We start from the raw sequence: 24,555 nt of genomic DNA, 5'->3' as shown, positions 1-24,555 counted from the left end.
AATTTTAATAGAAGGGGTATTATGAAGACGATTACAAATAAAGAAAAATATAGAGTTTTGGAAAAATCTGACTTACAAAGTCTTAAAGATATGAATGAAGAAATAAAAAAATCAAAATTCAGACAAAAATTCCATATACAACCTATAACAGGTCTTTTGAATGACCCTAACGGTTTTTGTTTTTTTCATGATGAGTGGCATATTTTTTACCAATGGTTTCCTTTTGGCGCAACGCATGGAGCAAAAAATTGGTATCATATGACATCTGATGACCTTGTAAGTTGGAAAAATAAAGGGCTTGCATTAAAACCTGATACAGTTTTTGATAATAGAGGAGTATATTCAGGAAGTGCGATTGTATATGACGATAAACTCAATCTTATTTATACAGGTAATCACAAAGATGAGAGAGATGTAAGACATCCTTATCAATGTGTAGCTGTGCTTGAAGATAACGGAAAATTTGTTAAAAAAGATGAGCCTATAATAAATATGTCGCAGAACTATACTGAGCACCAAAGAGATCCTAAGATAATGTATGAAGATAATAAATACTATATAATACTTGGTGCGCAGGACAAAGACTTAAAAGGCAGGGCATTGATATATGTATCCGATGATATTTACAATAATTGGAAGTTGTTGGGAGAATTGAAAGTAAAAGGATATGAGGATTTTGGCTATATGTGGGAGTGTCCTGACCTTATAAAAATAGAAGATAAATATGTGCTTATTTTTTCACCTCAAGGTTTGCAAGCAAATGGATATAAGTATAATAATATATATCAAAATGGATATTTAATGGGCGAGATGAATTTTGATACTTTGGAATTTATACCTGAAAGTGAATTTGAGGAGTTGGATGGAGGATTTGATTTTTATGCATCTCAAAGTGCAAATCAAAACGTATATGAAAATACAGCCGTTTTAATGGCATGGATGGGATTGCCGGACTCTTCATATACTACAGATGACGAAAACTGGTCAGGCTGTTTGACTTTGCCAAGAGAGCTCAGTATAAAAAACGGAAAGCTCATTCAAAAACCTGCAAGAAATTTAAAAATTATAAGAGATGATGTAATCACATCACACATATCAAAAAATTATTTACAAAAAATAAAAACTCCTTTGGAAATAAAACTGGAAGATATAAATTCTAAAAATTTGGAAATAAATATTTTTTCTGATAAAAACAATAGTTCAAATTCAGGATTTAAAATAAGTTTTGATAATAAAAAATGTGAATTTACAATAGATAGAGGAAGTTTGCTTAATAAGATTAATACAAATCAAGGATTTACAAGAACTATAAAACTAGATATGCTTGACAAACTCGACATATTTATAGATAATAGCTCTATTGAGATATTTATAAATGATGGAGAGTATACTATGACTTCAAGAGTTTTTCCGACAGACGAAGAATGTATGCTATATATAAAAGCAGAAGATAATATTAAATTGGAGATGTGTAGATTAAAAGAATTGATGAATGAGGAGTTTGTAATATAAAAGTGAAAAATGACTATTGTTTTATTTTTAGCAATAGTCATTTTTTGTACGTTTATTTTGTATCAAACCATGAGTTACCTACATTTATGTCAACTTTCAGCTCTACTCTCATCTTATAAGCATTTTGCATTTCTTCTTGAAGTAATGTTTTTACATAATCTTTTTCATCTAATGCGGTTTCTATTATAAGTTCATCGTGAACTTGAAGTATCAATTTTGATTTGAGCTGTTCTTTTTTTAGTCTTTCGCTCACTTTTATCATGGCTAATTTGATTATATCGGCGGCACTTCCTTGTATAGGTGTGTTCATTGCCAGTCTTTTGCCTAAATTTTTTACTATGAAATTTTTTTGCTTTAATTCAGGGATATATCTTCGTCTGTTTAAAATTGTAGTTACATATCCGTTTTTTTCGGCTGATTCTACTATGTCTTTCATATATTTTTCAACATTTTTATATCTGTCAAGATAGTTTTTGATATATTCGCCTGCTTTTTTCTTGGTGATACCTAAGTTATTTGACAATCCGAAATCGCTTATTCCATACACTATTCCAAAATTTACAGCCTTTGCTGCCGAGCGTTCTTCTTTTGTAACTTGATCAATATCAACTCCAAAAACTTCGGACGCTGTTTGTGTGTGTATGTCCGTATCTTTTGAAAATGCTGTTATAAGGGCATCGTCATTTGATATATGTGCAAGCACTCTAAGTTCTATTTGTGAATAGTCTGAATCTGTCAACACATAATCATCTTTTGCAATAAATGCTTTTCTAAGATTGCGACCTAATTCCAATCGCACAGGTATATTTTGTAAATTCGGTTCTGTTGATGATATTCGCCCTGTTGCAGTTATAGTTTGATTGAATGATGAGTGTATTCTGTGAGTTTCAGGATTGATTATATTTAGTAGACCTTCTACATATGTCGATTGCAATTTGGTATATTGTCTGTAAGATATGATTTTGTTTATTATTTCGTGTTTATCTTTTAGTGATTCTAAAACTTCAGCATTTGTAGAATAACCTGTCTTGCTCTTTTTTAATACTGGTAATTTTAATTTTTCGAATAATATTACACCGAGTTGCTTTGGAGAATTGATATTGAACTCTTCATCTGCCAATGAATATATGTCTTTTTCAAGTATAGAGATTTGTTTTGCAAATTCAGATTTTTGATGTTCAAGCTCTTTTTCATCTATTTCTACACCGTAATACTCCATATCTCCAAGTACGCTTATTAGTTTCATTTCTACATCGCTGAAAAGCTCAAGCATATCTTCTGATTTTATCTGTTCAAATATTTTTTCGAACGAATTGGAAACTGTATGCAAAATTTGCATAAAATAATTTTCTACTTCTGCCTTTGTAAATGCGTTTATTAATTTTTTATTTTTACCTTTTCCGAAAAACTCTTCTAAAGACGGAATGTTTGGTAAACTATAAGCTATTGCAACTTTTGATATATCATATACGGATTCATCAGGATTTAATAAATATTGTGCTATCAACAGGTCGTAGAACAAACCTTGAAGGTTTATATCATAAGGTAACAGTGCTAAATAGTCTTGTTTTAAGTCATAGCCGTATTTTTGTATTTTTTTATCTTCCAATATGTGCTTTATCTTAGGAAGGTCATCAGGATTTATAGTATAGTATTTGCCGTTTGACAATATACATACTGATAAAATAGCTTGCATATTTACAGGCAAATGCTCTTTTACAATTTTTATGAATATTTTTTCGCCCATATTTTTCAAAAAATCCTCTGTGTCTTGCGAAATTTCTATTTTATTTGCTATGGTATTGTCTTGAGTTTCATTTTCGTCTTTTTGATCGCCTATTGCATATGATTGTAATTTTTTTGCAAGCGACAGCATATTATGCTCTATAAAAAACTCATTTAATTTATCTGAATTTATAGGTTTAAGCTTGAGTTCTTCGACATCGAAATCTATCGGTATCATAGTGTTGATAGTGGCAAGTTTTTTGCTCATAAATGCCATTTCTTTATCTTTTTCGAGTTTTGTTTTTACACTGCCTTTTATTTCATCTATGCAAAGATATAAATTTTCTATGCTTTTATATTGTTGTATGAGTTTTAGACCTGTTTTTTCTCCTATACCTGCTACACCGGGTATATTGTCCGAAGAATCGCCCATCAAGGCTTTTAAATCGATAAATTCCAACGGAGATATACCATATCTGTTCATCATTTCTTTATCATCTATTATTTCAAGTTCTGTTATACCTTTTTTTGTAAATAATATTTTTGTTTTATCGCTTGCAAGTTGAAAAGAATCTCTGTCACCTGTTATTATTAAGACGGGTATATTTTCTTTTTCAAAAAATTTCGATACGGTTCCTATTATATCATCTGCCTCATAGCCTTGTAGTTCCAATCTTGTGATACCGAAATATTCAAGCATTTCTTTAAGGGGTGAGAGTTGTTCAAATAATTCGTCAGGCATTCCTTTTCGAGTGCCTTTGTAATCTTTATACATAATATGCCTGAAAGTAGGGCCTTTTAAATCAAATGCAACGCTTAAATGTGTGGGCTGATACTCTTTTAATATTTTAAACAATATATTTGCAAAGCCATATACAGCATTTGTGTGCATACCGTTTTTATCCGTTAGGGGAGGTATGGCATAAAATGCTCTATTTATTAGAGAATTGCCATCTATTATTATTAATTTTTCGCTCATTGTTCCTCCAAATGTTTTATGTTTAGAGCTAATCTTTGTTTTATATCTATAAGCTCTGAAAATTCATAGAAAAATCTGATTTTTTGATATTTTTGTTCCACTTCAAGAGGCTTTTTCTCTAACATAAATCTTGCCATGCTTTCTATTATATCTCTGAATGGATCTTGAGATACATATTCGTTCAAAAATTCTCTGCTGTGTCGTAAGAAAAAATATTTTTTTGCATTTTCATCTGTGCTTATGCTTGATACAAAGCTGTCTTGATATAACATATCATCCCAAAATCTGTTATAAAATTGCATAAGATATGAGTCTTTTTTTGAAAAAATTCTGATTATATCAAAATTATCAGAGTCTGTTATACCGTTTCCTTTAGAATAATCGACTTGGTCATTACCTAATAATATAACTCTTGCCAACTCGCTTATTACTGAATGATAAAATCTGCTTTTTTCAAAATCGTTTGTTATGCCGGAACTGAAATCTGCACTATCTATTCCTAAATAGCCACGTTGCTTATTTTGAAAATCGCTGGCATATGCAAGAAGCCCTTTTTCTTCGTCAGTAAATATGAAAAAACCTTTAAAATATTTTGGATATATTACGTCTAATAATAGAGATTGCATATTTATAAGATTTTTATATTTTTTGTCATCTGATGTGGACAAATTATCTGTTGTTATAGCTTTTAACTCTTTTTGTACGATTGAGCCGTTTTCAATTTCATAGTATGCCAATATTTTAAATTTTCCGCACAATTGTCCAAGTATAAGATATGAGTCTATATCTGTATATTTCAGCAATATAGATAGTATTTTTTGATGGGTTGAAGCTGTTAAATAGCTTTCTTCGGAATTCATAGTATCTATTATCTCAGTAAGCGAAGCGTAATCTTCTTTAGATAAGATGCTTTTTAAGTTTTGCATTTGCAATTTTTGGATGTCAGCTTTTTTTTCGTCCCATTTTATATTTGTTATTATTTCTTGTGTATCCAAATATGCGTCTTCTATAGTTTTTTCTTTATCCATATCAGGAGTTTTTTCTTTAGCTATGTCATGCAAGAGGTATTTTTTTGTATATTTATTGAGTGCATTGTTCATGGATATGGCTTGGTTGCTTGCAATTTTTACATTATATAAATAATCAGTTATATTATCTGTTTGATTTTTTATATCAATTGTATCTTTATCTGATTTATTTACCTCATCATTATTCAATGAATGTACCAACTGCGCAAAAGTAAATTTAAGTGAGTTTTCCTCATACGGTTTGATTGAATATCTCAGTGCACCGATTATGCTTTCAAATTTGATAGAGTTATCTCTGACAGAATCTATATAAATATAGAAAAAAGCTATTTTTAAAAGTGCAAATATGGAAAATATCACTATTAAAATTATAGGAAATTTCTTTTTCAAAATTATTGTCCTCCAAAATTTAGATTTATATATATCTTGTAATATTGAAACTTAAAACCTTTTATGATATTATATAATATATTGGAAAAAAATACAAAAATATTTTATTAAATATTAGGTGATTGATATGTTTTCAACTTTGAGTATGAAAAGTAAGATGATTTTAATTGTTGGATTTATACTCATATGCTCTGCGATAGGTTTGGGAATATTCTTCGGTCTTAGTAAAGCATTTCCGAAAAATGTTCACAGTGAAAACAAGAGCAGCGAAGTATTGCCGAAAGAAGACGTAAAAAAAGAGGATGAAGTTAAGGAAGAACCCAAAAAAACAGAAGAACAATCACAAGAAGAAAATTTGGAATCTAAAAAAGCGATGGCACTAATAGAAGATAATGATATAGATTATTATATATCCAAATCTTATAAAGTGGGAACAGATATAGATGCAGGCATATACAAAGTTGTATCTGACGGCGAAAATTCCGGTCAATATACAATAACTGATAAAAACAGTAAAAGCGAAGTAGATTTTTATGAAGGTAAGATATTTTTTAATTTCAGATATGTGGAATTAAAGGATAATGAGAGTATATATTTGGTGGATGCAGACTTGGTAAAAGTTGACGAAAACAGCAGATATTCAGGCAATAAATATATATCCGGACAATATAAAGTCGGCTTTGATATTCCGGAAGGAAGTTATAAATTAGTCCCTACAGGACAAGCGGGTTATGTAGAAGTATCAACATCACCTATGTCGGATGTAATATTCAGCAGATATGTTGAAAAAGATGCGGAAATAGAAGTAAAGCAAGGACAATATCTTACTATATCAGGTGTTGATGTAATAAGATAAATAAAAAAATAGTAAGAATAAATGTCAATAAAAAAACTCTTAATTAATATATAATTGTTGATTAAGAGTTTTTATTTTTGCATGATTATACTAAAAGCCGTTTAAAAGGGAGTGTAAACAGTTTTGTGTATAGACTTTCCTTCTCAAGTATATTTTAGTTTAAGAAGGAGGCTTTTCATACACAAGATTTTTTATAATTTCACTTATTGATTATAATTTTTTAATATATCTACAAAGGAATTTAATATTTTAGCGGTAAGTCCCCATATTATGCAATCTTTGAATTCGTAAAAATAAGTGAGTTCATAACTTTTAAAAAAATTATATGACCTGCCGTTTTCTATAAGCTCATATGGAAAGTTTTCATCTCTTTTTATTTCTATGTCTGAGCGATATACGGTATATTTGCAGGATAATACTTCTTCTAAAGAAATTGCTATAAGTTTTTCAACTTCTTCGTTCGGTTTAATGTCATGAAAGTTTATACCTGTAATTTGACCTACAAAAACATACATTAACAAACCGTTAAAATTTAATAGGTAATTACTTTCGCCAAAAACTGATATATTTTTTGTATCTAAATTACATTCTTCAACAGTTTCTCTTATGACAGCATCAAGCGGTTTCTCTTTATTTTCTATATGTCCGCCTATAAAAGATACATCTCCCGATTGATTGACTATTTTTGAACGTTTTTGAAAAACTATATGAGCTACGCCGTCTATATCTATTAATGCTATAAATACAGCGACCTTATTAATTTTTTTTATGCTTTCAGGTTTGTGATTTTCAAATATGGATTTTATATTTTTTATAGCATCTTCATAATCATTAAACATCAGCTTTTGCTACCTTTGCTTCCGTCAAGATTTACACAATCGAGTATATTGGTTTCAAAAGAAAATACTATGTCGTCTTGTTCTCTTTTTCTTTTAAATGCAAGCTGTATCATCTTTTCAAGCAGAGTTTCATAGTCCATACCTACAGCTTTCCATAAGTAAAATGATAAAGAACCTGGGATAGTGTTAATTTCGTTTACATAGATTTTGTTATCTTCTTCATCTATTATGAAATCTATTCTTGCAACACCGTTACAACCAAGTGTTTTAAATGTATCCACTGCCATATTTCTTATGGTTTCTCTTGTTGTATCATCTATATCTGCAGGAAGTTTTCTGCTTAAAGACTCCATAGTTCCTTTTGCCATAGTATTTGATGACGGAGTTTTTTTGCTTGCAGATGATGATAAATATTTGTCTTTATAGCTTAATATCTCGTCAGAATTTATAGGCTGTTCACATTCTGATGCACTTGCATTTTCAATATCTCCAAGCACACTGCAATTAACTTCTTTTAATTTAGTTACTGCTTTTTCTACAATTATTTTATAAGAAAAAGTAAAGGCGTGTGCCAATGCTTCTTTCAAACTTTCATCATCTTTTGCAATTTTTATTCCTATACTTGAGCCTAAATTTATAGGTTTTATTATAATAGGGTAGTCAAATTTTTTCTTGATGGTTACAATTACATCATCTTGATCTGATATATAATTGAACTTGTTTACAGTTATGCTGTCAATCACAGGGATATTGTTATCTTTAAGTACACATTTCATTACATATTTGTCCATACCGACAGCAGACGACATTACATCACAGCCTACAAAAGGTATGCCAAGCATATTTAAAAGTCCCTGTAAAGTTCCGTCTTCAACGTTTGTGCCGTGAACAACAGGGAAAGCTACATCTATGGAGTCATATATGTTTTTAGAAAACATCTTGTATGGATATTTTACAAGATCCACTCTGCTTTTATTTTTTGCAAGAAGAACTTGGTTACTTTTGCTTATAAGCTGTGGTATGTTTTTATATTCGTTTACTATACCTGTAAATTCAGAAACATAAAATTTGTTATCTTTGCTTATATATATAGGGATTATCTCGTATTTTGACTTGTCAAAAAATTCCATAGCTTGTAAGGCTGATACTATAGAAACTTCATGTTCTGTAGAATTGCCTCCAAAAAATAATCCTATTTTAATCTTCATATTTAATTAGCCCTTTCTGTGTAATCTTTTAGTAATTATAATATATCTTTTTTCTCCAAATTGCAATATTATTTAAAAATATTTGTTGATTACACAACGGTATTTTTTAAGGGAAGATAAATATTTATAGATATTAGCCAATTAAATTTTTTAAGTCAAAGCGCATTTAAAAGTTAATATATAAATTGAAATATTAATTAAACATAGATATATTTTTATAGAATCCTTAAATATGCTTTATTATGTATTAGTATTAAGAAAGTTTTAGTATAAATCCATTTTAAATAGCTATCATACTAAAATCTTATAGAATAATGGAAAATCATAATAATTAATTTTTCTAATAAAGAGTTTATATTAATATTATATGAGTGTATAGCTTATCCATAATTTTATTAGAAAATAGTACAACATAAAAAAGACTGTAATCAAATGGAGTATTGATTTACAGTCTTTGATACTATAGATTTTCTACATAGTGTTTTATTTTTTCCAAGCCGTCTTTTATTTCTTCCATGCTTGCTGCATAACTCAATCTTACAAAATCATCCTCAAAGAAACCTGCACCTGGAACTAAAGCAAGTTTTTCTTTGTCCAATATGTCGTTGCAAAATTTGAGCGACAATTTATCTGAATTTAACTTATCTTTTAGAGGAGATATATCTATAAAAGCATAAAAAGCTCCTTGTGGATATATAATTTCCAGTTTTCCCCAATTTTTGAAAAAATCTACTATATAATCACGTCTTTGTTTATACGTATTTTTCATTGTAAGTACATCATCTTTACACTCTCTAAGTGCTACTATACCGGCTTGTTGAGATATTGTGCTCGGATGAGCTGTCATATGTGATTGTATGCTTGCAATTGATTTTGCTATTTCTGTGTTACAAGCGCTATATCCTAATCTCCAACCTGTCATAGATGCACATTTACTAAAACCGTTTATTATTATAGTGTTGTCATATATTTCTTTTGAAAGTGATGCAACGCTTACAAAATCAAAATCGAAAGTTATTGATTCATATATTTCGTCGGACATTATGATTATGCCTTTTTTTGTAAAATATTCGCATATAGAAAGTAATTCATCTTTTGTAAATACTGCTCCGGTTGGATTGTTAGGATTTGTCAATATCACCATTTTTGTTTTTTCGGTAATATATTTTTGAGCGTCTTCTACTGTCATTTTGAATGAGTTTTCTTTTTTTGTAGGAACAAGAACAGGAACTCCTCCTGCAAGTTTGATTATTTCAGGATAGCTCACCCAACAAGGAACAGGTATAATAACTTCATCGCCCGGATTTATAACGGCAAATGCAGCATTTGTTATTGCATGTTTTGCTCCATTAGACGCTACTATTTGGTCAGGAGTGTATTTTATGTTGTTTTCTGATTCCAACTTTTCGCATATAGCTTTTCTAAGTTCCAAATTTCCGCTTGATAAGTCATATTTTGTTAGGTTGTTAGTTATTGCTTTTATTCCGGCAAGTTTTGCTTTTGAAGGTGTAAAAAAATCCGGTTCACCTAATGTGAGATTAGTTATTTTTTCACCATTTGCAATCATAGTTTTTACTTTTCCACCTATTTCAAGAGTTATTGACGGAGATATATTTTTTGCTTTTTCAGATATCATATTTTTTCCTCCCAAAAAAATTTAATAGAGTTTTATATTATTTCATTGCTAAAATATTGTAAAAATAATTCAAAATTATATAAACCTAATAATTTCTAATATTATAATATTTATGATGTATTTTGTATATGATTTTTTCATTTTTTTGAATAAAAGATAAAATTTATAATTTAGTATTGACATAAAATATAAAATAGTGATATATTTATAACATAAAGATATAAATATATCACTATATGTTGGATGGGAGGTAATCGCAATGAAGGATGATAAGAAACCGAGAAGATATTCGAAATGGATTGGCTTTTTAGGCTTTTTGGGATTTAGAGGTTTGTGGTATTTTAAAACTCATGATGTTTCCGACCTGTATTACTTTATGTATTTTGCTTGGTTTGGACATTTTTTGCTATCAAAAATAAATGTGAGCATAACGGATGAGATGTATCTTGAAAATGAAAAAAATGCCAGAGCGTTTATCGGAATATTGGCTATGTTCCTTATTTCCATATTAACCGTATTGAGTGTGCTTATAAAGGATTTGAATTTAAAACCTTTTGTGGTTGCTGCATTTGTGATTTTGGTATTATCATATTCTATAAAACTTTATTTATTGGAGAAATGATATGGCTGAATTTATATGTGAGGTAAAAAAATACAGGCAACTTAAAAATTTGACTCAGGAAGAACTTGCACAGAAGGTTGGAGTGAGGAGAGAAACGATAATAAGATTAGAGGCGGGAAAATATAATCCGTCATTGAAATTGGCAATGGATATATCCAAAATACTTGAAACACCAATAGAAACAATGTTTATATTTAAATAAAGTTGTGCTAAAAACTATTACAAAATATAAAAAAATAAATTTCATATATTTGTTATTAAAAAAATATAAATTTTTTGGGTTATATTTCGGGATATATAAACTATAATATAGTTTTAATTATACTTTAGTATTATACTAAAATCTTATAGAATAATGGAAAAATGTAATAATTAATTTTTTCAATAAACCATGTATATTTAATATTATGTAATTATATAAGTTATCCATAATTTTATTAGAAAACTGTATTAAATCATTATAGTTTATAACAAGATAAATTTTTTACAAGCAAAAGAAGATGCTGAAATATTTCGGCATCTTTTTTGTAGAAGTTAATATTAAAGATTGTTAAGCTTGTTTATTATATTAAGTGCGACACTTTCGTCATCTATGTCTAAGCAAGCATTATTAACAAGTTCTTTTAAAAAGAATTGTATATTTTTTATATTGCTTATACATAGATTGTTGGATGATATACATTCTTCTTTGTAGAGTTCTTTGTATTTTGTATATGAATTTAAAACCTGATTTATATAAGATAATACATCTATATATGAATTAAGTTTATCAATTGTTATTTCTTGAAGTTTGCTTTTATATTCAGATATTTGGGTGCTTGAAGATTTAGGCATTTTCATTATTAAAAGATAATTTTTTATATAGTTGCCGGATGCGTTATATTTGTCTATTACATTGGAGATGTTTTTGTCCAATATAAGCAAAAATTGTTCTAATAAATCACTGTTATTACGAGATATACTTGAAATCGTATTTTTTTTAATAAGATTCAGGGATATATTTAATGTTACCATGCTCGCTTCATACTCTGATGTGAGTGGTGAAATGGAAGACAGCTCGTTTAAAAACTCTTGTATGGATGTATCTGTCATAATAGCTCCTTTTTATAAACTGAAAAATTTTTAGTATAAGTAATGTAATAATTTGATAAAAATGAATTGTCATAATATACAAATTTTGATTTTGGTAAAATTTGGATGTGTACAGTAATTATTTAATTTCTAAATATTTGAATTAATTTTATTTTAACATATGAATATTATAAATATAATTTTTTTTATTTTGAAATTGAAATTTTAAATCATAATTTTATAGGAGATGTTAAAAAATCATTGTAATAATATGATTTTTTTTCTATATTATATATTTGTGTGGCTTTTATATCTTTTTCAAAAAATAATTTTGAATATTCATCTTTAGGTGTGTATGATGAGGTTTTATTTATCAATTCAATATCACTTCTTTGTTTTATTTTTTTTAGAATTTCACGACCATTTTCATTAAAACCGAGTATTCTTACATAGGGTGATTTGTAATAATTTTCTTTTATGGTAGCAATATCTTGCTTTGTTATATTGAGCAGAATGTTAAACATTATACGTCTTATTCTTGTGTAGGTATATCTTTTTGATTTTGTCATCATTATCAGCTGATTTAATGTATCGGCTTTTTTTATGTTTGAAATTATAAGATTTTCCAAACCTTCAGATATTTCGAATATATTTTGAAGATTTTTTTCGTTCATAATTATAGCATATTTTATGTATTTAAAAAAATCTTCATCAAATTTTAGATATTTTTCGTCAAAATATTCAATACTGTTTTGCATAAGAAAATTAAAATCTGTATTCAAAATAGATTTTTTTTGGTCAATTTTGGTTTTAAAAAATTGTCTTATTGCAGTAGCGCTTGAATATTTTTCTGAAAGGGAAGTGTCATTATATGCAGAGCCTTCTCTTAATATAGTGTATGGGGTTATGCTTGAATTTGTATTTATCATGGCTTTTATGTATTCTATACCCAGTATATCATTTGATGTGCTTGGAACATTTGATATAGAGGAGTATGATTTTATATAAGATTTACCGGATTTTAATTGTGCTTTTAGTATATTTTTATCTAAAAATGAATTTTTTGCGATTTTTTTTAGAGCATCGATATTGTCGGTTTCACTTCCAAAACATAGATAATCTACGGTGTTTAGAGAGTTTAATATCGATATTGAGCCGTTTGCAAATATAGGTGCAACTTGTGTAGAAAAAAGACAAGGCATTTCAAGAACTAAATCTGCTCCGTTTTTTAAAGCAATTTTGGCTCTTGTATGCTTGTCTAATATTGAAACATCTCCACGTTGTACAAAATTACCGCTCATAAGGCATAATATTTTTGCATCGTTGATTAAAGATTTTATTTTATTTATTTGATATTGATGTCCTGTGTGAAATGGATTGTATTCGCATATTATGGATACTATACTCATCAAAAACTCCTGTATACAGTTTTGCTTTTAAATATACTTAATTATAATAAACATTATTCAGTTATTTTGCAACAACATATTGCCAAAACTATCACATATTTTACGTATTACACCTGTTTGAGGCTCGAGCAGATTATTTAGCTTTTGTGGATAAGTCATAATTTCTCTTACAAAAACTTCTTCGTTTACATAAAAATGGCTCAGTTTATCAGTCATTATGCCTATGCTTGCAAGAAATCGGCTGTTTTCATTTATTACATTTTTTATTTTGTAAAAATTGTTTTGACCTCTTGCTATATCTATTTTTTTTATATTATCCATAGATGAGTTGAATTTTATGAACATTGAATTTAGAAAATCTAAAGTTTCTCTATCTTTTTCAGATACTGTGAATAGACTTTTTTTATTTTGTTTCTCTTCTTTTGAAAAAGCATTTTTGTTTGGTTCTTTTTCCTTTTTTGACAATTTGTCATAGAAATACTCTTTGGCAAGCACACTCGCATCAGAGGACATGGCATTGTTTGAAGTGTCAATCATGCCTACTTCTTTGACGGAATGTAGGGAGTTTACGTTTGAATTAAGTCTGACATTTGAAATCATATTACTCATAGTATTTCTTGTAGCTGGAGTTATTTTCATAAAAATCACCTCACTTCATTATTTTTACTAAAATTATTTGAAAAATATATTTATACAAATTGCTATTAAAATAGTAAATATAAAAATAATATTTTTTGTCTATTGTTATTATACGGACTATTCAATCGTACAACAGAAGTAGTTCAAATATCGCATAATGTAGTTGACTATATTTTTGCAAACTTATAATATTTAGTATACTTAAAGAATATATCGGTTATACATTTATATATTTTAAGATTTCAAATATTACAAGTTCTTTGCACGAGAAATATTTTCAAAGTATTGCTCTAATTTTTCCAATATAATAATTTTTTTGTCTTTGCTGTTTGAAGAAAATATAAGAAAGTATAGCTTTCTAAGATCTTCCAAGTAATAATTATCTATTATTTTTTGTTTTGATTTTTTGTCGCTTTTATCGTGAATCATATTTTTCAGATAGTATTCTTCCACATCTTTTCTGCTATTTAATTCCGGCAAATTGCTTTTCTTTTTATTTTGAGAAGCCGTTTTTGTATCAGAAGGGTTCATATTTTTAAAATATGATAAAACTGAGTCAACTTGATCTTCGTTATATTTGAAAGATTTTTTTAAATCTAATATATCCTTATGTGGTAAAAGTTTTTTGTATATATCTATTAAATCATTAAGTATATGTATATTTTTATCCATTATTATAAGCCTTTCAGCATTTAAATAAAATTAAATTTAGTTAAGTTATATAACTTTGTGTTTTTCGATATATTCAGTTGTATATAAAGCATTTTGGAGTAAATGAGATTAGAAACAGCTCGAGTAATAATTATGAATTTAGAAAATTATTGTTCACAGATTTTTATTATTTGTGTTGTTATTTTGTCATATTCATCATGGTATTCAGCTCTTGAAGTTTTGTATGGTATTCCATAGTCATTCGGGTTACTTCTGTTGTCACGATGATAAACTTTTTCGGACAATATATAATTTCTTTCTGCAATTTTTCTTGTGAACGGTTTTGAATTTTCCAATTCCTCTATATTATTATGGTATAACTCCATATTTAAACCCATCAATACGTCATTTGAAGAAGTTTCTGATTTTGCTTTAGCCATAGTCTCAAAAATACCGATTAATTTAGGAGGTTTTGAAAACATCTTTTCAAGCAATATACCGCCTACAGCAGAATCATATGTATATTTTTGCACGGTTTTTTCAATTACTTTTATGTAGTCCATTACACCTGATATACTTATATCATCAGCTATTGTGGGGATAATATAGTAATTTGATTTTAAAAATACAGCTTGAATTATGGCATTTAATGAAGGCGGACAATCTATCAATATATAATCAGGCTTTATGTCAGGTGTTTTTTCTATATCTTCGATTAATTTTGCAACACCTACTATTCCCATAGAATATCTTGAAACCTGGTCTGCTATATCATTAATTCTTGCATTTGCAATATCCATTCGAGTCGGTATGAATGATAACGAGCCGTTTGAAAATGTTTTGGTTTTAACTGCATTTTTTGTCATATTTGCAAGATTTGTAAAAGTTTCATTATTAAAAATATTGGCAGATGATAAAATATCCAATTTGCCAAGTCTTCTAAATTGCAAAGTATATATTTCTAAAAGGTAGTTTAGAGTAGACTCTATCGGCACACTGTCCAAGGATATATTTTCCCATTTCATACAAATTTTGCTAAGAGATGCTTGAGGATCCAAGTCTAATAACAACACATTTTTGTTGTGCTTTTGAGCCATATTTATTCCAACTTGAAAAACAGATGTAGTCTTACCGACTCCACCCTTGTAATTTCCAAAGAAAATTTTAATCGCCATAAAACACCTCGCATAGTAAAAGAATAATATAGTAGTAAAAATTATCATAAAAAATATAAGATAAATTTAATATTAGATTTTTGGATAGAAAGTTATCATATTACTTGTATAAATATAGTTTGAATATTATCATATTTAAAATAATATGTAAAGTTTTAAAAATATGTAGAATAAACATTTATCTGTATGTTTGACAATTATTTTAATATATATTATACTAATTTCATTAAATTATAGTAAGAATTTGTTAAATCAATTAATTTTAGGTTTAAAATATCTATAATATGCAAATGTAGAATAGAATTATTTATAAAATTGTGATAATATAAAATATTCAAACAACTTTTATAATTTTTTTTATGATATAATACAAAAGGTATATATATGCTTATTGACAATATATATCTTTTTAGAATAATTTTAAATTTTGACGAATAATTAAATATAAAAAAATTATAAAATATAAAAATATAAGGGAAGACTAAAACATGAAAGGAATAATACTTGCAGGTGGATCAGGCACAAGACTGTATCCTGTGACAAAGGCTATATCAAAACAAATATTGCCTATATATGACAAGCCGATGATCTACTATCCTTTGTCAACATTGCTGTTGGCAGATATAAGAGAGATACTAATAATATCTACTCCACAAGACATACATCTATATAAGGATTTACTTGGTGATGGCTCAGACTATGGATTAAAACTTGAATATGCAATACAAGAAAAACCTAACGGTTTGGCTGAGGCATTTATAATAGGTGAAGAATTCATAGGGAATGATAGAGTGTGTCTGGTGCTTGGGGATAATATATTCTACTCAAGAGGTTTTTCAGAAATGCTCAAAAAGGCGGTAGACAACAAAACAGGTGCTACTATATTTGGCTATTATGTAAGTAATCCACAAGATTTTGGAGTAGTAGAGTTTGACAAAGATGGAAATGTGATGTCACTAGAGGAAAAGCCTCAAAATCCCAAGTCTAATTATGCTATCCCAGGACTATACTTTTATGACAATGATGTTGTGGAGATTGCAAAGAACGTAAAACCTTCAAAAAGAGGAGAACTTGAGATAACGTCAGTCAATGAAGAGTACTTAAAAAGAGGGAAACTTAAAGTTGAGCTTTTTGGAAGAGGGATGGCTTGGCTTGACACAGGAACACATGATGGACTTCTTGAAGCGGCAAATTTTGTTCATACACTTCAAAAAAGAACGGGGTTGTATGTATCTTGCATAGAAGAAATAGCATATAGAATGGGGTATATAGATAAAAATCAGTTATTAAAATTGGCAGAATTATTGATAAAATCTGATTATGGAAAGTACTTGCACAATATTGCTGAAAGTATATTTTAAAAAATAGTGAGATATTCAATAGAGTTAAAAATTTTTAAAGTATTTGTATTATACATTAAAAATTTTTGAAAAGAGTATTTAAAATATTTTTTGTTTTGTGAGGATGTATGTATAAATATTTATTGAATTTTTTGAAATATAGACCGTTATTATTTGAATTGGTTAAAAGGGATTTAAAGATAAAGTATAGAAAATCTATTCTTGGATATTTATGGAGTTTGTTGAATCCACTAATGATGATGTGTGTGGTTTCGTTGGTATTTTCATATTTGTTTAGATATGATATAGAAAACTATACATTATATGTGTTAGTAGGACAAATTGTTTTTGGATTTTATTCAGAATCTACAAATTTATCCATGATGTCTGTCATAGATAATGCGAGTTTGTTGAAAAAAGTATATATTCCCAAATATATATTTCCTATATCAAGGGTATTATCGTCTTTTACAAACATGATGTTTTCATTAGGAGCAATTGCTATAATGATTTGTATAAGCAATGTTAAAATAACATGGAATATATTTTTATTACCTATTGTTTTATTATATTTGTTTGTATTTTCAATGGGGGTTGGGTTAATATTGTCATCAATAACAGTATATTATAGAGATATTGTACACCTATACTCTGTTTTTTTAACTGTTTGTATGTATTTGACGCCAATATTTTATCCTGAAAATATATTGCCATTAATTGGAAAAGCAATAATGCTAGTAAATCCATTATATTATTATGTTACTTATTTTAGAAAAATAATAATATTGGGTGAAACACCTTCTATAAATATGAATTTTATTTGCATAATTTTTTCTATGGTTTCTGTATTTTTGGGAATAAAAACATTTTTAAAAAGACAGGATAATTTTTTATTATATTTGTAAATGGTATCATTGATTAGGAGAAAATATGTCTGTAATTATAAAAGTAAATGATATTTCTATGGTGTTTAACTTGTATTCGGAGAAAATAAACAGCATAAAAGAAAAATTTATAAAAATTTTAAAAAATGAAGTGAGAATAAATGAGTTTTACGCTTTAAAAGATGTTTCTTTTGAAATTAATAAGGGTGAATCTGTTGCTTTAATAGGTTCTAATGGTTCAGGAAAATCAACATTATTGAAAGTAATATCAGGTATTTATAAGCCTACAAGAGGGAGTGTAGATATTTATGGGAGAATTGCACCGCTAATAGAGTTAGGTGCAGGATTTGATTTAGAGTTGACAGCAAGAGAGAATATATTTTTAAATGGCGCTGTTTTAGGAAATGACAGAAAATTTATGACAGAAAAATTTCAAGAGATAGTTGATTTTGCAGAACTTTGGGATTTTATAGATATTCCAATTAAAAATTTTTCTTCTGGTATGGTAGCAAGACTTGGCTTTTCTTTGGCAACAATATTTAAACCTGATATATTGATTGTTGATGAAGTTTTGTCGGTAGGAGACTATTCGTTTCAAAAGAAATGTGAACAAAAAATGGAGGAACTTATGTTAGGTGGAACAACCCTTATTTTAGTTTCTCATTCAAATGAAGTAGTGAGGAAATTATGTAGCAAGGCAATATGGATTAAAAATGGGAAAGTAGTAGAAATTGGCGAAAGCAAAGATGTACTAGATAAATATGTTAAAAGTATTGAAGGCACTAAATTATGATGATATTTTTGAAAGAAGTATTGAAAAAAGTTATTCGTGAAAAATATAGAATTGTAATTAAAAATATATATTTTAATATATGTAATTTCTTTATTATATATAATAGGTATTCAATTGGAAAATATCCATATGGAATAAATCTTGTTGGTTATGCAAAAGCTGAGATGGGACTTGGAGAAGGCTGTAGACTCATTGCTGATGCTATTCAGGAAAGTGGAATAGATTTTGTAATTGTAGATTATGAAAAAGAACATAATGCGAGAATAGCTGATTTTAAATTAAGTAAAAAAATTGGAGAACCTAAATATTCAATAAATTTGATTCAATTAAATGCAGATAAAATTATGAGATTTAGAGCATATTCAGGTAAAAAATTCTGGGAATATAGATATAATATTGCACATTTTGCGTGGGAACTGCCTGAGTTTCCTGTGGATTGGAAAAAAAGCTGTGACTATTTTGATGAAATTTGGACACCGAGTAATTTTTGCACAGATTCAATAAAAAAAATAACCAATAAGCCAGTTTATACTATGCCATTTGCAATACATCCGTTTATAGATATACATAGAGATAGAGAGTATTTTGGTTTACCTGAAAATAAATTTCTTTTTCTTACAATGTTTGATATTAATAGTGTAATAGAAAGGAAGAATCCCATTTCTACCATAAAAGCTTTTAAACAGACTTTTTTAGGCAATAATTCTGTTGGGCTTGTAATAAAAGTTAATGATTTCAAAAAGAAGCGAGGCATAGAATCTATAATATCTGAAGTTGAAAATGTAGATAATATCTATATTTTAGATATGGTTTTAAGTAAAAATGATGTTAATTCATTAATTAATTTATGTGATGTATTTGTATCTTTACATCGTTCAGAGGGTTTCGGTTTGGTTATGGCAGAAGCTATGTATTTTGAAAAACCTGTAATAGCAACAAATTGGTCCTCAAATGTAGATTTCATGGATGATAAAAGTGCATGTTTAGTCGGATATGATTTAATAAAGATTGATAAAGATTATGGAGTTTACAAAAAAGGGAATACTTGGGCACAACCCAAAGAAGAAGAAGCCGCTGAATATATGAAAAAATTATACTTTGATAAAGATTTTTATAAAAAAATTTCAAAAGAAGCTAAATATAAAATAGTAAATGAATATAATTTGAAGAAATCATCAGAGTTTATTATAAGGAGATTATCGAATTTTAAGCAATCGATATAATTGTTTATATATAAATTTAGGAGTAGTAGAGGCATGATAAAAAAATTATTGAAGGAAAATATATTGAAATATAAAGATTTTGAAGAAAAAGAAAATTACACTCAGAAACGTTACGATTATGATTTAAATAGAAATGAACTTTTAAAATCTTGTAATTATTTGTTTAATGAAATATCTAAAAAAATAGTAGATTTAAACAATGCAAATAGTATAGATATAAATCTTAATATAAATAAAGGGAATTTTGTTAAGAAATTTTTAAAAAAAATAATAAGGAAGCTTATTTGGTGGATGCTTCAACCCATAGTAATACAACAAAAATGGTATAATGAGTTAAATTTACACACATTAGGGATGTTATTAGATAATCAGAAAAATATATACAACCTTATTGAAACTTTATCTAACCAAAATAAAAATGTAAATGACTTATATATAGATTATAGAAATGAAGTTAAATTATATCAAAATAGTGTCAGAGATAGAATTGAAAACTTAGAAGAAAGTTTAATATTGATGAAGGAAAAGATAAAGAATACTCCTCAAAATAATGTTTTGCATAATATCTCATTAATAGAAAAAAAGATAGATGATTATATAGAGTCGAACTCTTTAGATGATATTGTCGATTACACAAATTTTCAAAATAAATTTAGAGGTTCTTATGAAGAAATTAAACAAAGACTTAACAGATATAAGGAGTATTTTTCTAAGGGAGATTTAGTCTTAGATATTGGATGTGGACGAGGGGAAATGTTAGATGTATTAAGCGATATAGGTGTAAAAACTATCGGTATTGATAAAAATGAAATAACTATAAAACAATGTAGAGATAATGGTTTTAGGGTATATAATGAAGATATGTTTATCTATTTAAAAAAATTTGATAATTATTTGTTAGATGGTATAACTTGTATTCAGGTTATAGAACATATATCAACAAAAAAACTTGTGGATTTGATTAGATTATGCAAAGATAAATTAAATAAAGACGGTATATTGATATTGGAAACACCAAATCCTAGGGTATTATCTACATTTTCAATAAATTTTTATGTGGATCCGACGCATATAAGACCTGTTCATCCGGAATTTTTAAAGTATATTTTGGAAGAAAATGGATTTGAGATAGTAAAAGAAGACTATCCAGAGTATTCTTGGGTAAAAGATGGTACTATTCCTAAAATTGAAGAAGGTATAATTAGAAATAATGAAGAAATGAACCAAAGAATAGATTATTTGAATAATATGCTATATGGTTCAACAGACTACGCTATAATATCAAAAAAAATATGATGAATGGAGATAATGATGAAAAAAAATATTTTGATAATATTTCCTTTAAATCCTTTTTTTAAAACAAACGAGGAAAGTTACCTGCTTTATATAAAAAGCATTTTAGAAAAAAATGGGCATAATGTTCAAATTTGTGCTATACCAATTAATCATGATTCTATAGATTCTTTTTGGAAACAAGCATATCAGTGGAGTTTATTTGATTTTAGCGAAGAACAGTATAAGAATATAGATATGATTATATGTACTAAGTGGCCGTCATATTATATAAAACATCCAAATAAAAAGTTGCTGATTATTGAAGATATAAACACTATCATAGATATGTTAGAATGTGATGAAGATGAAAAAAAAGCATTAATAATGTCTAATAAAAAAGCTATTATGAGTGCAAATGATATATATACATCTTCAAAATATATTTCTAAAAAATTGGAAAGTGATATGGGCATAACTTCAAAGCCACTATATTTTTTTAATATGGATAAAAGTTCAAAATTAAATAAAAATATAAATGAAAATATAAATGAAAATATAAATGAAAATATAAATGAAAATATAATTATTTCTATAGACAATAAGGTAAATTATAATAAGTCCCTTATAGATTCTATCGATGATATAAATGTTTGTTCAATAATAATTACTACTAACAAACAGGATTACAACTCCTTAAACAGATATTGTAATATTCGAGGAATAGAAAATGCGAAGATAAAATTTTTTGATATGGATAATTTGGAAGATATAGAATTGCTTGAAGAAAGTGCTTCAATATATTTTTATGGAGTGGATAAGTTCAGAAATTTTTATCCAATTATTTCTTCGCATAAAAATTCTAAACCTATTATATGTGTAAGAGGTGATAATAGCAATGAGTTTATTGAAAGATTAGAAACAGAGGTAATAGATAATAATTATAAAGATATAAGGAAAGCCATAGAAAACATTATAAAATCTCAAAACTCCGTAGAGAAGAAAGATATAAAAAATGAAAATTATAAGATAGATATTAATTATAAAGAAATTTTTGATTAGGAGAACTCGATGAAAAAAGTCGCTTTTTTTACACCGTTACATCCTTTAAAATCTGGAATTGCAGATTATGCGGAAGAAATGTTGCCATATATAAAAAATAGATTTCAAGTGGATTTATTTATTGATTCTGATTATGAAGCATCAGAAGAAGTAACAAAAAAAAATCATTATATATATATATTTGAAGACTTTGTTAAATTAAGAGAATCTTACGATGTAGTCATTTATCAGATGGGAAATAATAATTATCATGAAAAAATATACGAGTATCTAATAAGATACCCAGGAATTGTAGTTTTACACGATTATGCTATACATCATTTAATTGCTCATATATTTTATAATAATTATAAAAGTGACGTGAAATATTTTGATGAAGTACTATTCAATCATGGAGAAGAAGCTAAAAATATTGCTTATAAAAGGGCTTGTAATGGAGAAATGGGATTATGGGAAACAGATGCTGTCAATTATCCTATGAATAAAAGAATATTATCAAAATCAATATCATTAATTACTTTTTCAGAATTTTCAAAACAAAATTTGGAGAGTTATAATTTAGGAGTGCCTATAAAGCGAATATATTTACATTGTGGTGGAGAACCTAAGTTGGTGACTGAAAATGAAAAAAATATGGTAAGAAAAAAATATGGTATTGAAATAGACTCTGATGAATATTTGTTTTGTGTTTTTGGATTTGTTACTCCGTCAAAAAGACCATATTCTATAATAGAAGCGTTTTCAAGAGTGATAGATTCAGGGAAAAAAGCAAAATTAATATTTGTAGGAGAAGTTCATGATGCTTGTAAAGATTTAAAAACTATGGTGGATAAGAAGAAATTGACTAAAAGAGTTAAATTTACAGGTTTTACAGATATAGACACTTTTAAAGATTATCTTATAGCGTCAGATTTTTGTATTTCTTTGAGATATCCAACAATGGGAGAAACATCCGGGGTATTGATGAGAGCATTAAGTATGGGAAAACCATCCATAGTTACTAATATAGGAACATTTAAAGAATTTAGTGATGAAATGGTTATAAAGATTTCATATAAATCTACGGAAATAGATGAGTTGGAGAATGCTATAACAAAATTAATATCAGATAAAAATTTAGTAGAAAATATGAAGAAACTCTCTTATGAATATGCACAAAAATATTTGAGTATTGAAGATACTGCAAATGATTTTTGTGATTTTGTAGAAGATACAATTAAATATAAAAATGTTTTGGATAATGAATATTATCGATACTTTAAGACTTCAATATTTAACTTTACTGCTAATTATGATGTACCAGGTAATGTGTTAGAGAATATATTTGATTGTAACTACGAAACATTTGAAAAAATATTTGATGAAAGAGAAAATTATGAAGATACATGTTTTGGGAAGTAATGGATATATAGCTAAAAGATTTTTAGAACATTTAGACAGAAAAGAAGTTTTAACATATTCAAGATATAAAAAATATAGTGATGTTGTATTTGATATTGAAAAATATGATGAATTTAATTATGATAATTTTAAAATTGGAGATTATGTTATTTTTTTGGCTGCGATTTCTTCACCTGATGAATGTAATAAAAATTATGAATATGCTTATAATATAAATGTTATAGGGACTAAAAATATAATAAAGAAACTTTTAGATAAAGGATGTAGAGTTTTATTTTTTTCATCTGATGTTGCATATGGTGATTATTCTTGTATATTTGATGAAAATTCTGCTTCTAATCCTTTCGGTAATTATGGTAGAATGAAATATGAGATTGAAGAGATGTTTAAGAAATATATTAATTTTAAAGTTTTTAGATTATCATATGTATTTTCAAAAGATGATAAATTTATGCAATATTTGTTAAAGTGTTCAAAAAATAATATAACAGCAGACGTATATGATTCACTTTACAGGAATGTTGTATATATAGATGATGTTATTTGTGGTATAATTAATCTAATAAAAACTTTTGACAGATGGGATAACTATCTTTTTAATATATGTGGTTCAGATTTGTTGTCAAGAAAAAATTTGGTGGAAATATATACAGAAGTTGTTGATAGAAATTTAAAGTATAATGTTTCAAAACCAAGCGAGAGTTTTTTACTTAACAGACCGAAAACTATAAATGTAAAATCCATATATTTTGAAAAATTGTTGGGTAGAACATCTACAAAAATAAAAAATGCTATGATTAAAGAATTTTTTTAATTTGATTTTGTAAGTCACTATTATTT

General features: G+C 27.3%; 22 protein-coding genes. 12 read left to right on the top strand and 10 right to left on the bottom strand.

Features of this window, described 5'->3' with window-relative positions; translation table 11 throughout:
• The first annotated feature begins 21 nt into the window (after positions 1–21).
• Complete coding sequence (locus HMPREF9630_RS04360) at positions 22–1,512, top strand: sucrose-6-phosphate hydrolase (protein WP_009527326.1); 1,491 nt, start codon at positions 22–24, stop codon at positions 1,510–1,512.
• 52 nt (positions 1,513–1,564) lie between these two features.
• On the opposite strand, the gene polA is transcribed toward HMPREF9630_RS04360, so the two are convergent.
• The gene (polA, locus tag HMPREF9630_RS04355; RefSeq protein ID WP_009527325.1) at positions 1,565–4,216 is read right to left on the bottom strand and encodes a DNA polymerase I; all 2,652 of its coding nucleotides are present in this window, start codon (positions 4,214–4,216) and stop codon (positions 1,565–1,567) included.
• Positions 4,213–5,634 (bottom strand): hypothetical protein, encoded by a 1,422-nt coding sequence (locus HMPREF9630_RS04350; RefSeq protein WP_009527324.1) that lies wholly within the window; start codon positions 5,632–5,634, stop codon positions 4,213–4,215. Before HMPREF9630_RS04350 ends, polA begins: the two co-directional genes overlap by 4 nt.
• A 127-nt stretch (positions 5,635–5,761) precedes the next feature.
• Here HMPREF9630_RS04350 and HMPREF9630_RS04345 point away from each other — a divergent pair, with 127 nt between their 5' ends.
• Positions 5,762–6,490, top strand: coding sequence for a hypothetical protein (locus HMPREF9630_RS04345; RefSeq protein WP_009527323.1), 729 nt, complete (start codon positions 5,762–5,764; stop codon positions 6,488–6,490).
• Between the two features lie 203 nt (positions 6,491–6,693).
• On the opposite strand, the gene HMPREF9630_RS04340 is transcribed toward HMPREF9630_RS04345, so the two are convergent.
• The 3 genes from HMPREF9630_RS04340 to HMPREF9630_RS04330 form a co-directional block, all read right to left on the bottom strand.
• On the bottom strand, positions 6,694–7,329 hold the full coding sequence (locus HMPREF9630_RS04340; RefSeq protein ID WP_009527322.1) for an NUDIX hydrolase: 636 nt from the start codon (positions 7,327–7,329) through the stop codon (positions 6,694–6,696).
• Positions 7,329–8,537: a D-alanine--D-alanine ligase family protein gene (locus tag HMPREF9630_RS04335; protein ID WP_009527321.1), complete on the bottom strand. Its 1,209-nt coding sequence runs from the start codon at positions 8,535–8,537 to the stop codon at positions 7,329–7,331. The genes HMPREF9630_RS04340 and HMPREF9630_RS04335 overlap by 1 nt, the downstream gene beginning before the upstream one ends.
• Positions 8,538–8,997: 460 nt before the next feature.
• Positions 8,998–10,173, bottom strand: coding sequence for a pyridoxal phosphate-dependent aminotransferase (locus HMPREF9630_RS04330; protein WP_009527320.1), 1,176 nt, complete (start codon positions 10,171–10,173; stop codon positions 8,998–9,000).
• A 259-nt stretch (positions 10,174–10,432) separates the two neighbouring features.
• Between HMPREF9630_RS04330 and HMPREF9630_RS04325 the strand changes: the two genes are divergently transcribed.
• Together HMPREF9630_RS04325 and HMPREF9630_RS04320 are read left to right on the top strand one after the other, a co-directional pair.
• Positions 10,433–10,795 carry a DUF3796 domain-containing protein gene (locus tag HMPREF9630_RS04325; protein ID WP_009527319.1) on the top strand — a complete coding sequence of 121 codons (363 nt, stop codon included), beginning with the start codon at positions 10,433–10,435 and terminating at the stop codon, positions 10,793–10,795.
• 1 nt (position 10,796) lies between these two features.
• Positions 10,797–10,997 (top strand): helix-turn-helix transcriptional regulator, encoded by a 201-nt coding sequence (locus tag HMPREF9630_RS04320; RefSeq protein WP_009526453.1) that lies wholly within the window; start codon positions 10,797–10,799, stop codon positions 10,995–10,997.
• 338 nt (positions 10,998–11,335) lie between these two features.
• On the opposite strand, the gene HMPREF9630_RS04315 is transcribed toward HMPREF9630_RS04320, so the two are convergent.
• The 5 genes from HMPREF9630_RS04315 to HMPREF9630_RS04295 all read right to left on the bottom strand — a co-directional run bounded on the left by HMPREF9630_RS04315 (position 11,336) and on the right by HMPREF9630_RS04295 (position 15,740).
• Entirely contained in the window at positions 11,336–11,887 is a 552-nt protein-coding gene (locus tag HMPREF9630_RS04315) for a hypothetical protein (RefSeq protein ID WP_009527318.1), read from the bottom strand.
• Positions 11,888–12,096: 209 nt separating this feature from the next.
• Positions 12,097–13,275, bottom strand: a complete 1,179-nt coding sequence (locus HMPREF9630_RS04310) for a nucleotidyltransferase (RefSeq protein WP_009527317.1) — start codon at positions 13,273–13,275, stop codon at positions 12,097–12,099.
• A gap of 57 nt (positions 13,276–13,332) precedes the next feature.
• Positions 13,333–13,914 carry a hypothetical protein gene (locus HMPREF9630_RS04305; RefSeq protein ID WP_009527316.1) on the bottom strand — a complete coding sequence of 194 codons (582 nt, stop codon included), beginning with the start codon at positions 13,912–13,914 and terminating at the stop codon, positions 13,333–13,335.
• 249 nt (positions 13,915–14,163) lie between these two features.
• Positions 14,164–14,586, bottom strand: a complete 423-nt coding sequence (locus HMPREF9630_RS04300; RefSeq protein ID WP_009527315.1) for a hypothetical protein — start codon at positions 14,584–14,586, stop codon at positions 14,164–14,166.
• Positions 14,587–14,732: 146 nt separating this feature from the next.
• Positions 14,733–15,740: a ParA family protein gene (locus tag HMPREF9630_RS04295; protein ID WP_009527314.1), complete on the bottom strand. Its 1,008-nt coding sequence runs from the start codon at positions 15,738–15,740 to the stop codon at positions 14,733–14,735.
• Positions 15,741–16,228: 488 nt separating this feature from the next.
• Here HMPREF9630_RS04295 and rfbA point away from each other — a divergent pair, with 488 nt between their 5' ends.
• From rfbA to HMPREF9630_RS04255, 8 genes are all read left to right on the top strand, one after another.
• Positions 16,229–17,101, top strand: a complete 873-nt coding sequence (gene rfbA / locus HMPREF9630_RS04290) for a glucose-1-phosphate thymidylyltransferase RfbA (protein WP_009527313.1) — start codon at positions 16,229–16,231, stop codon at positions 17,099–17,101.
• 107 nt (positions 17,102–17,208) lie between these two features.
• The gene (locus HMPREF9630_RS04285; RefSeq protein ID WP_009527312.1) at positions 17,209–17,985 is read left to right on the top strand and encodes an ABC transporter permease; all 777 of its coding nucleotides are present in this window, start codon (positions 17,209–17,211) and stop codon (positions 17,983–17,985) included.
• Between the two features lie 25 nt (positions 17,986–18,010).
• Positions 18,011–18,757: an ABC transporter ATP-binding protein gene (locus tag HMPREF9630_RS04280; RefSeq protein ID WP_009527311.1), complete on the top strand. Its 747-nt coding sequence runs from the start codon at positions 18,011–18,013 to the stop codon at positions 18,755–18,757.
• Positions 18,754–19,980 (top strand): glycosyltransferase family 4 protein, encoded by a 1,227-nt coding sequence (locus HMPREF9630_RS04275; protein ID WP_009527310.1) that lies wholly within the window; start codon positions 18,754–18,756, stop codon positions 19,978–19,980. Before HMPREF9630_RS04280 ends, HMPREF9630_RS04275 begins: the two co-directional genes overlap by 4 nt.
• A 33-nt stretch (positions 19,981–20,013) precedes the next feature.
• Positions 20,014–21,276, top strand: a complete 1,263-nt coding sequence (locus HMPREF9630_RS04270) for a class I SAM-dependent methyltransferase (protein ID WP_009527309.1) — start codon at positions 20,014–20,016, stop codon at positions 21,274–21,276.
• A 15-nt stretch (positions 21,277–21,291) separates the two neighbouring features.
• Entirely contained in the window at positions 21,292–22,314 is a 1,023-nt protein-coding gene (locus tag HMPREF9630_RS04265; RefSeq protein ID WP_009527308.1) for a hypothetical protein, read from the top strand.
• A 9-nt stretch (positions 22,315–22,323) separates the two neighbouring features.
• Complete coding sequence (locus tag HMPREF9630_RS04260) at positions 22,324–23,715, top strand: glycosyltransferase family 4 protein (protein ID WP_009527307.1); 1,392 nt, start codon at positions 22,324–22,326, stop codon at positions 23,713–23,715.
• The gene (locus tag HMPREF9630_RS04255; protein WP_009527306.1) at positions 23,690–24,529 is read left to right on the top strand and encodes an NAD-dependent epimerase/dehydratase family protein; all 840 of its coding nucleotides are present in this window, start codon (positions 23,690–23,692) and stop codon (positions 24,527–24,529) included. The genes HMPREF9630_RS04260 and HMPREF9630_RS04255 overlap by 26 nt, the downstream gene beginning before the upstream one ends.
• Positions 24,530–24,555 lie beyond the last annotated feature (26 nt).

The sequence above is a fragment of the Peptoanaerobacter stomatis genome, from assembly GCF_000238095.2.
In the GTDB taxonomy this organism is placed as follows: domain Bacteria; phylum Bacillota; class Clostridia; order Peptostreptococcales; family Filifactoraceae; genus Peptoanaerobacter; species Peptoanaerobacter stomatis_A.
Note: the sequence above shows the minus strand (reverse complement) of the source record. Positions and strands in the feature narration are given on the sequence as shown.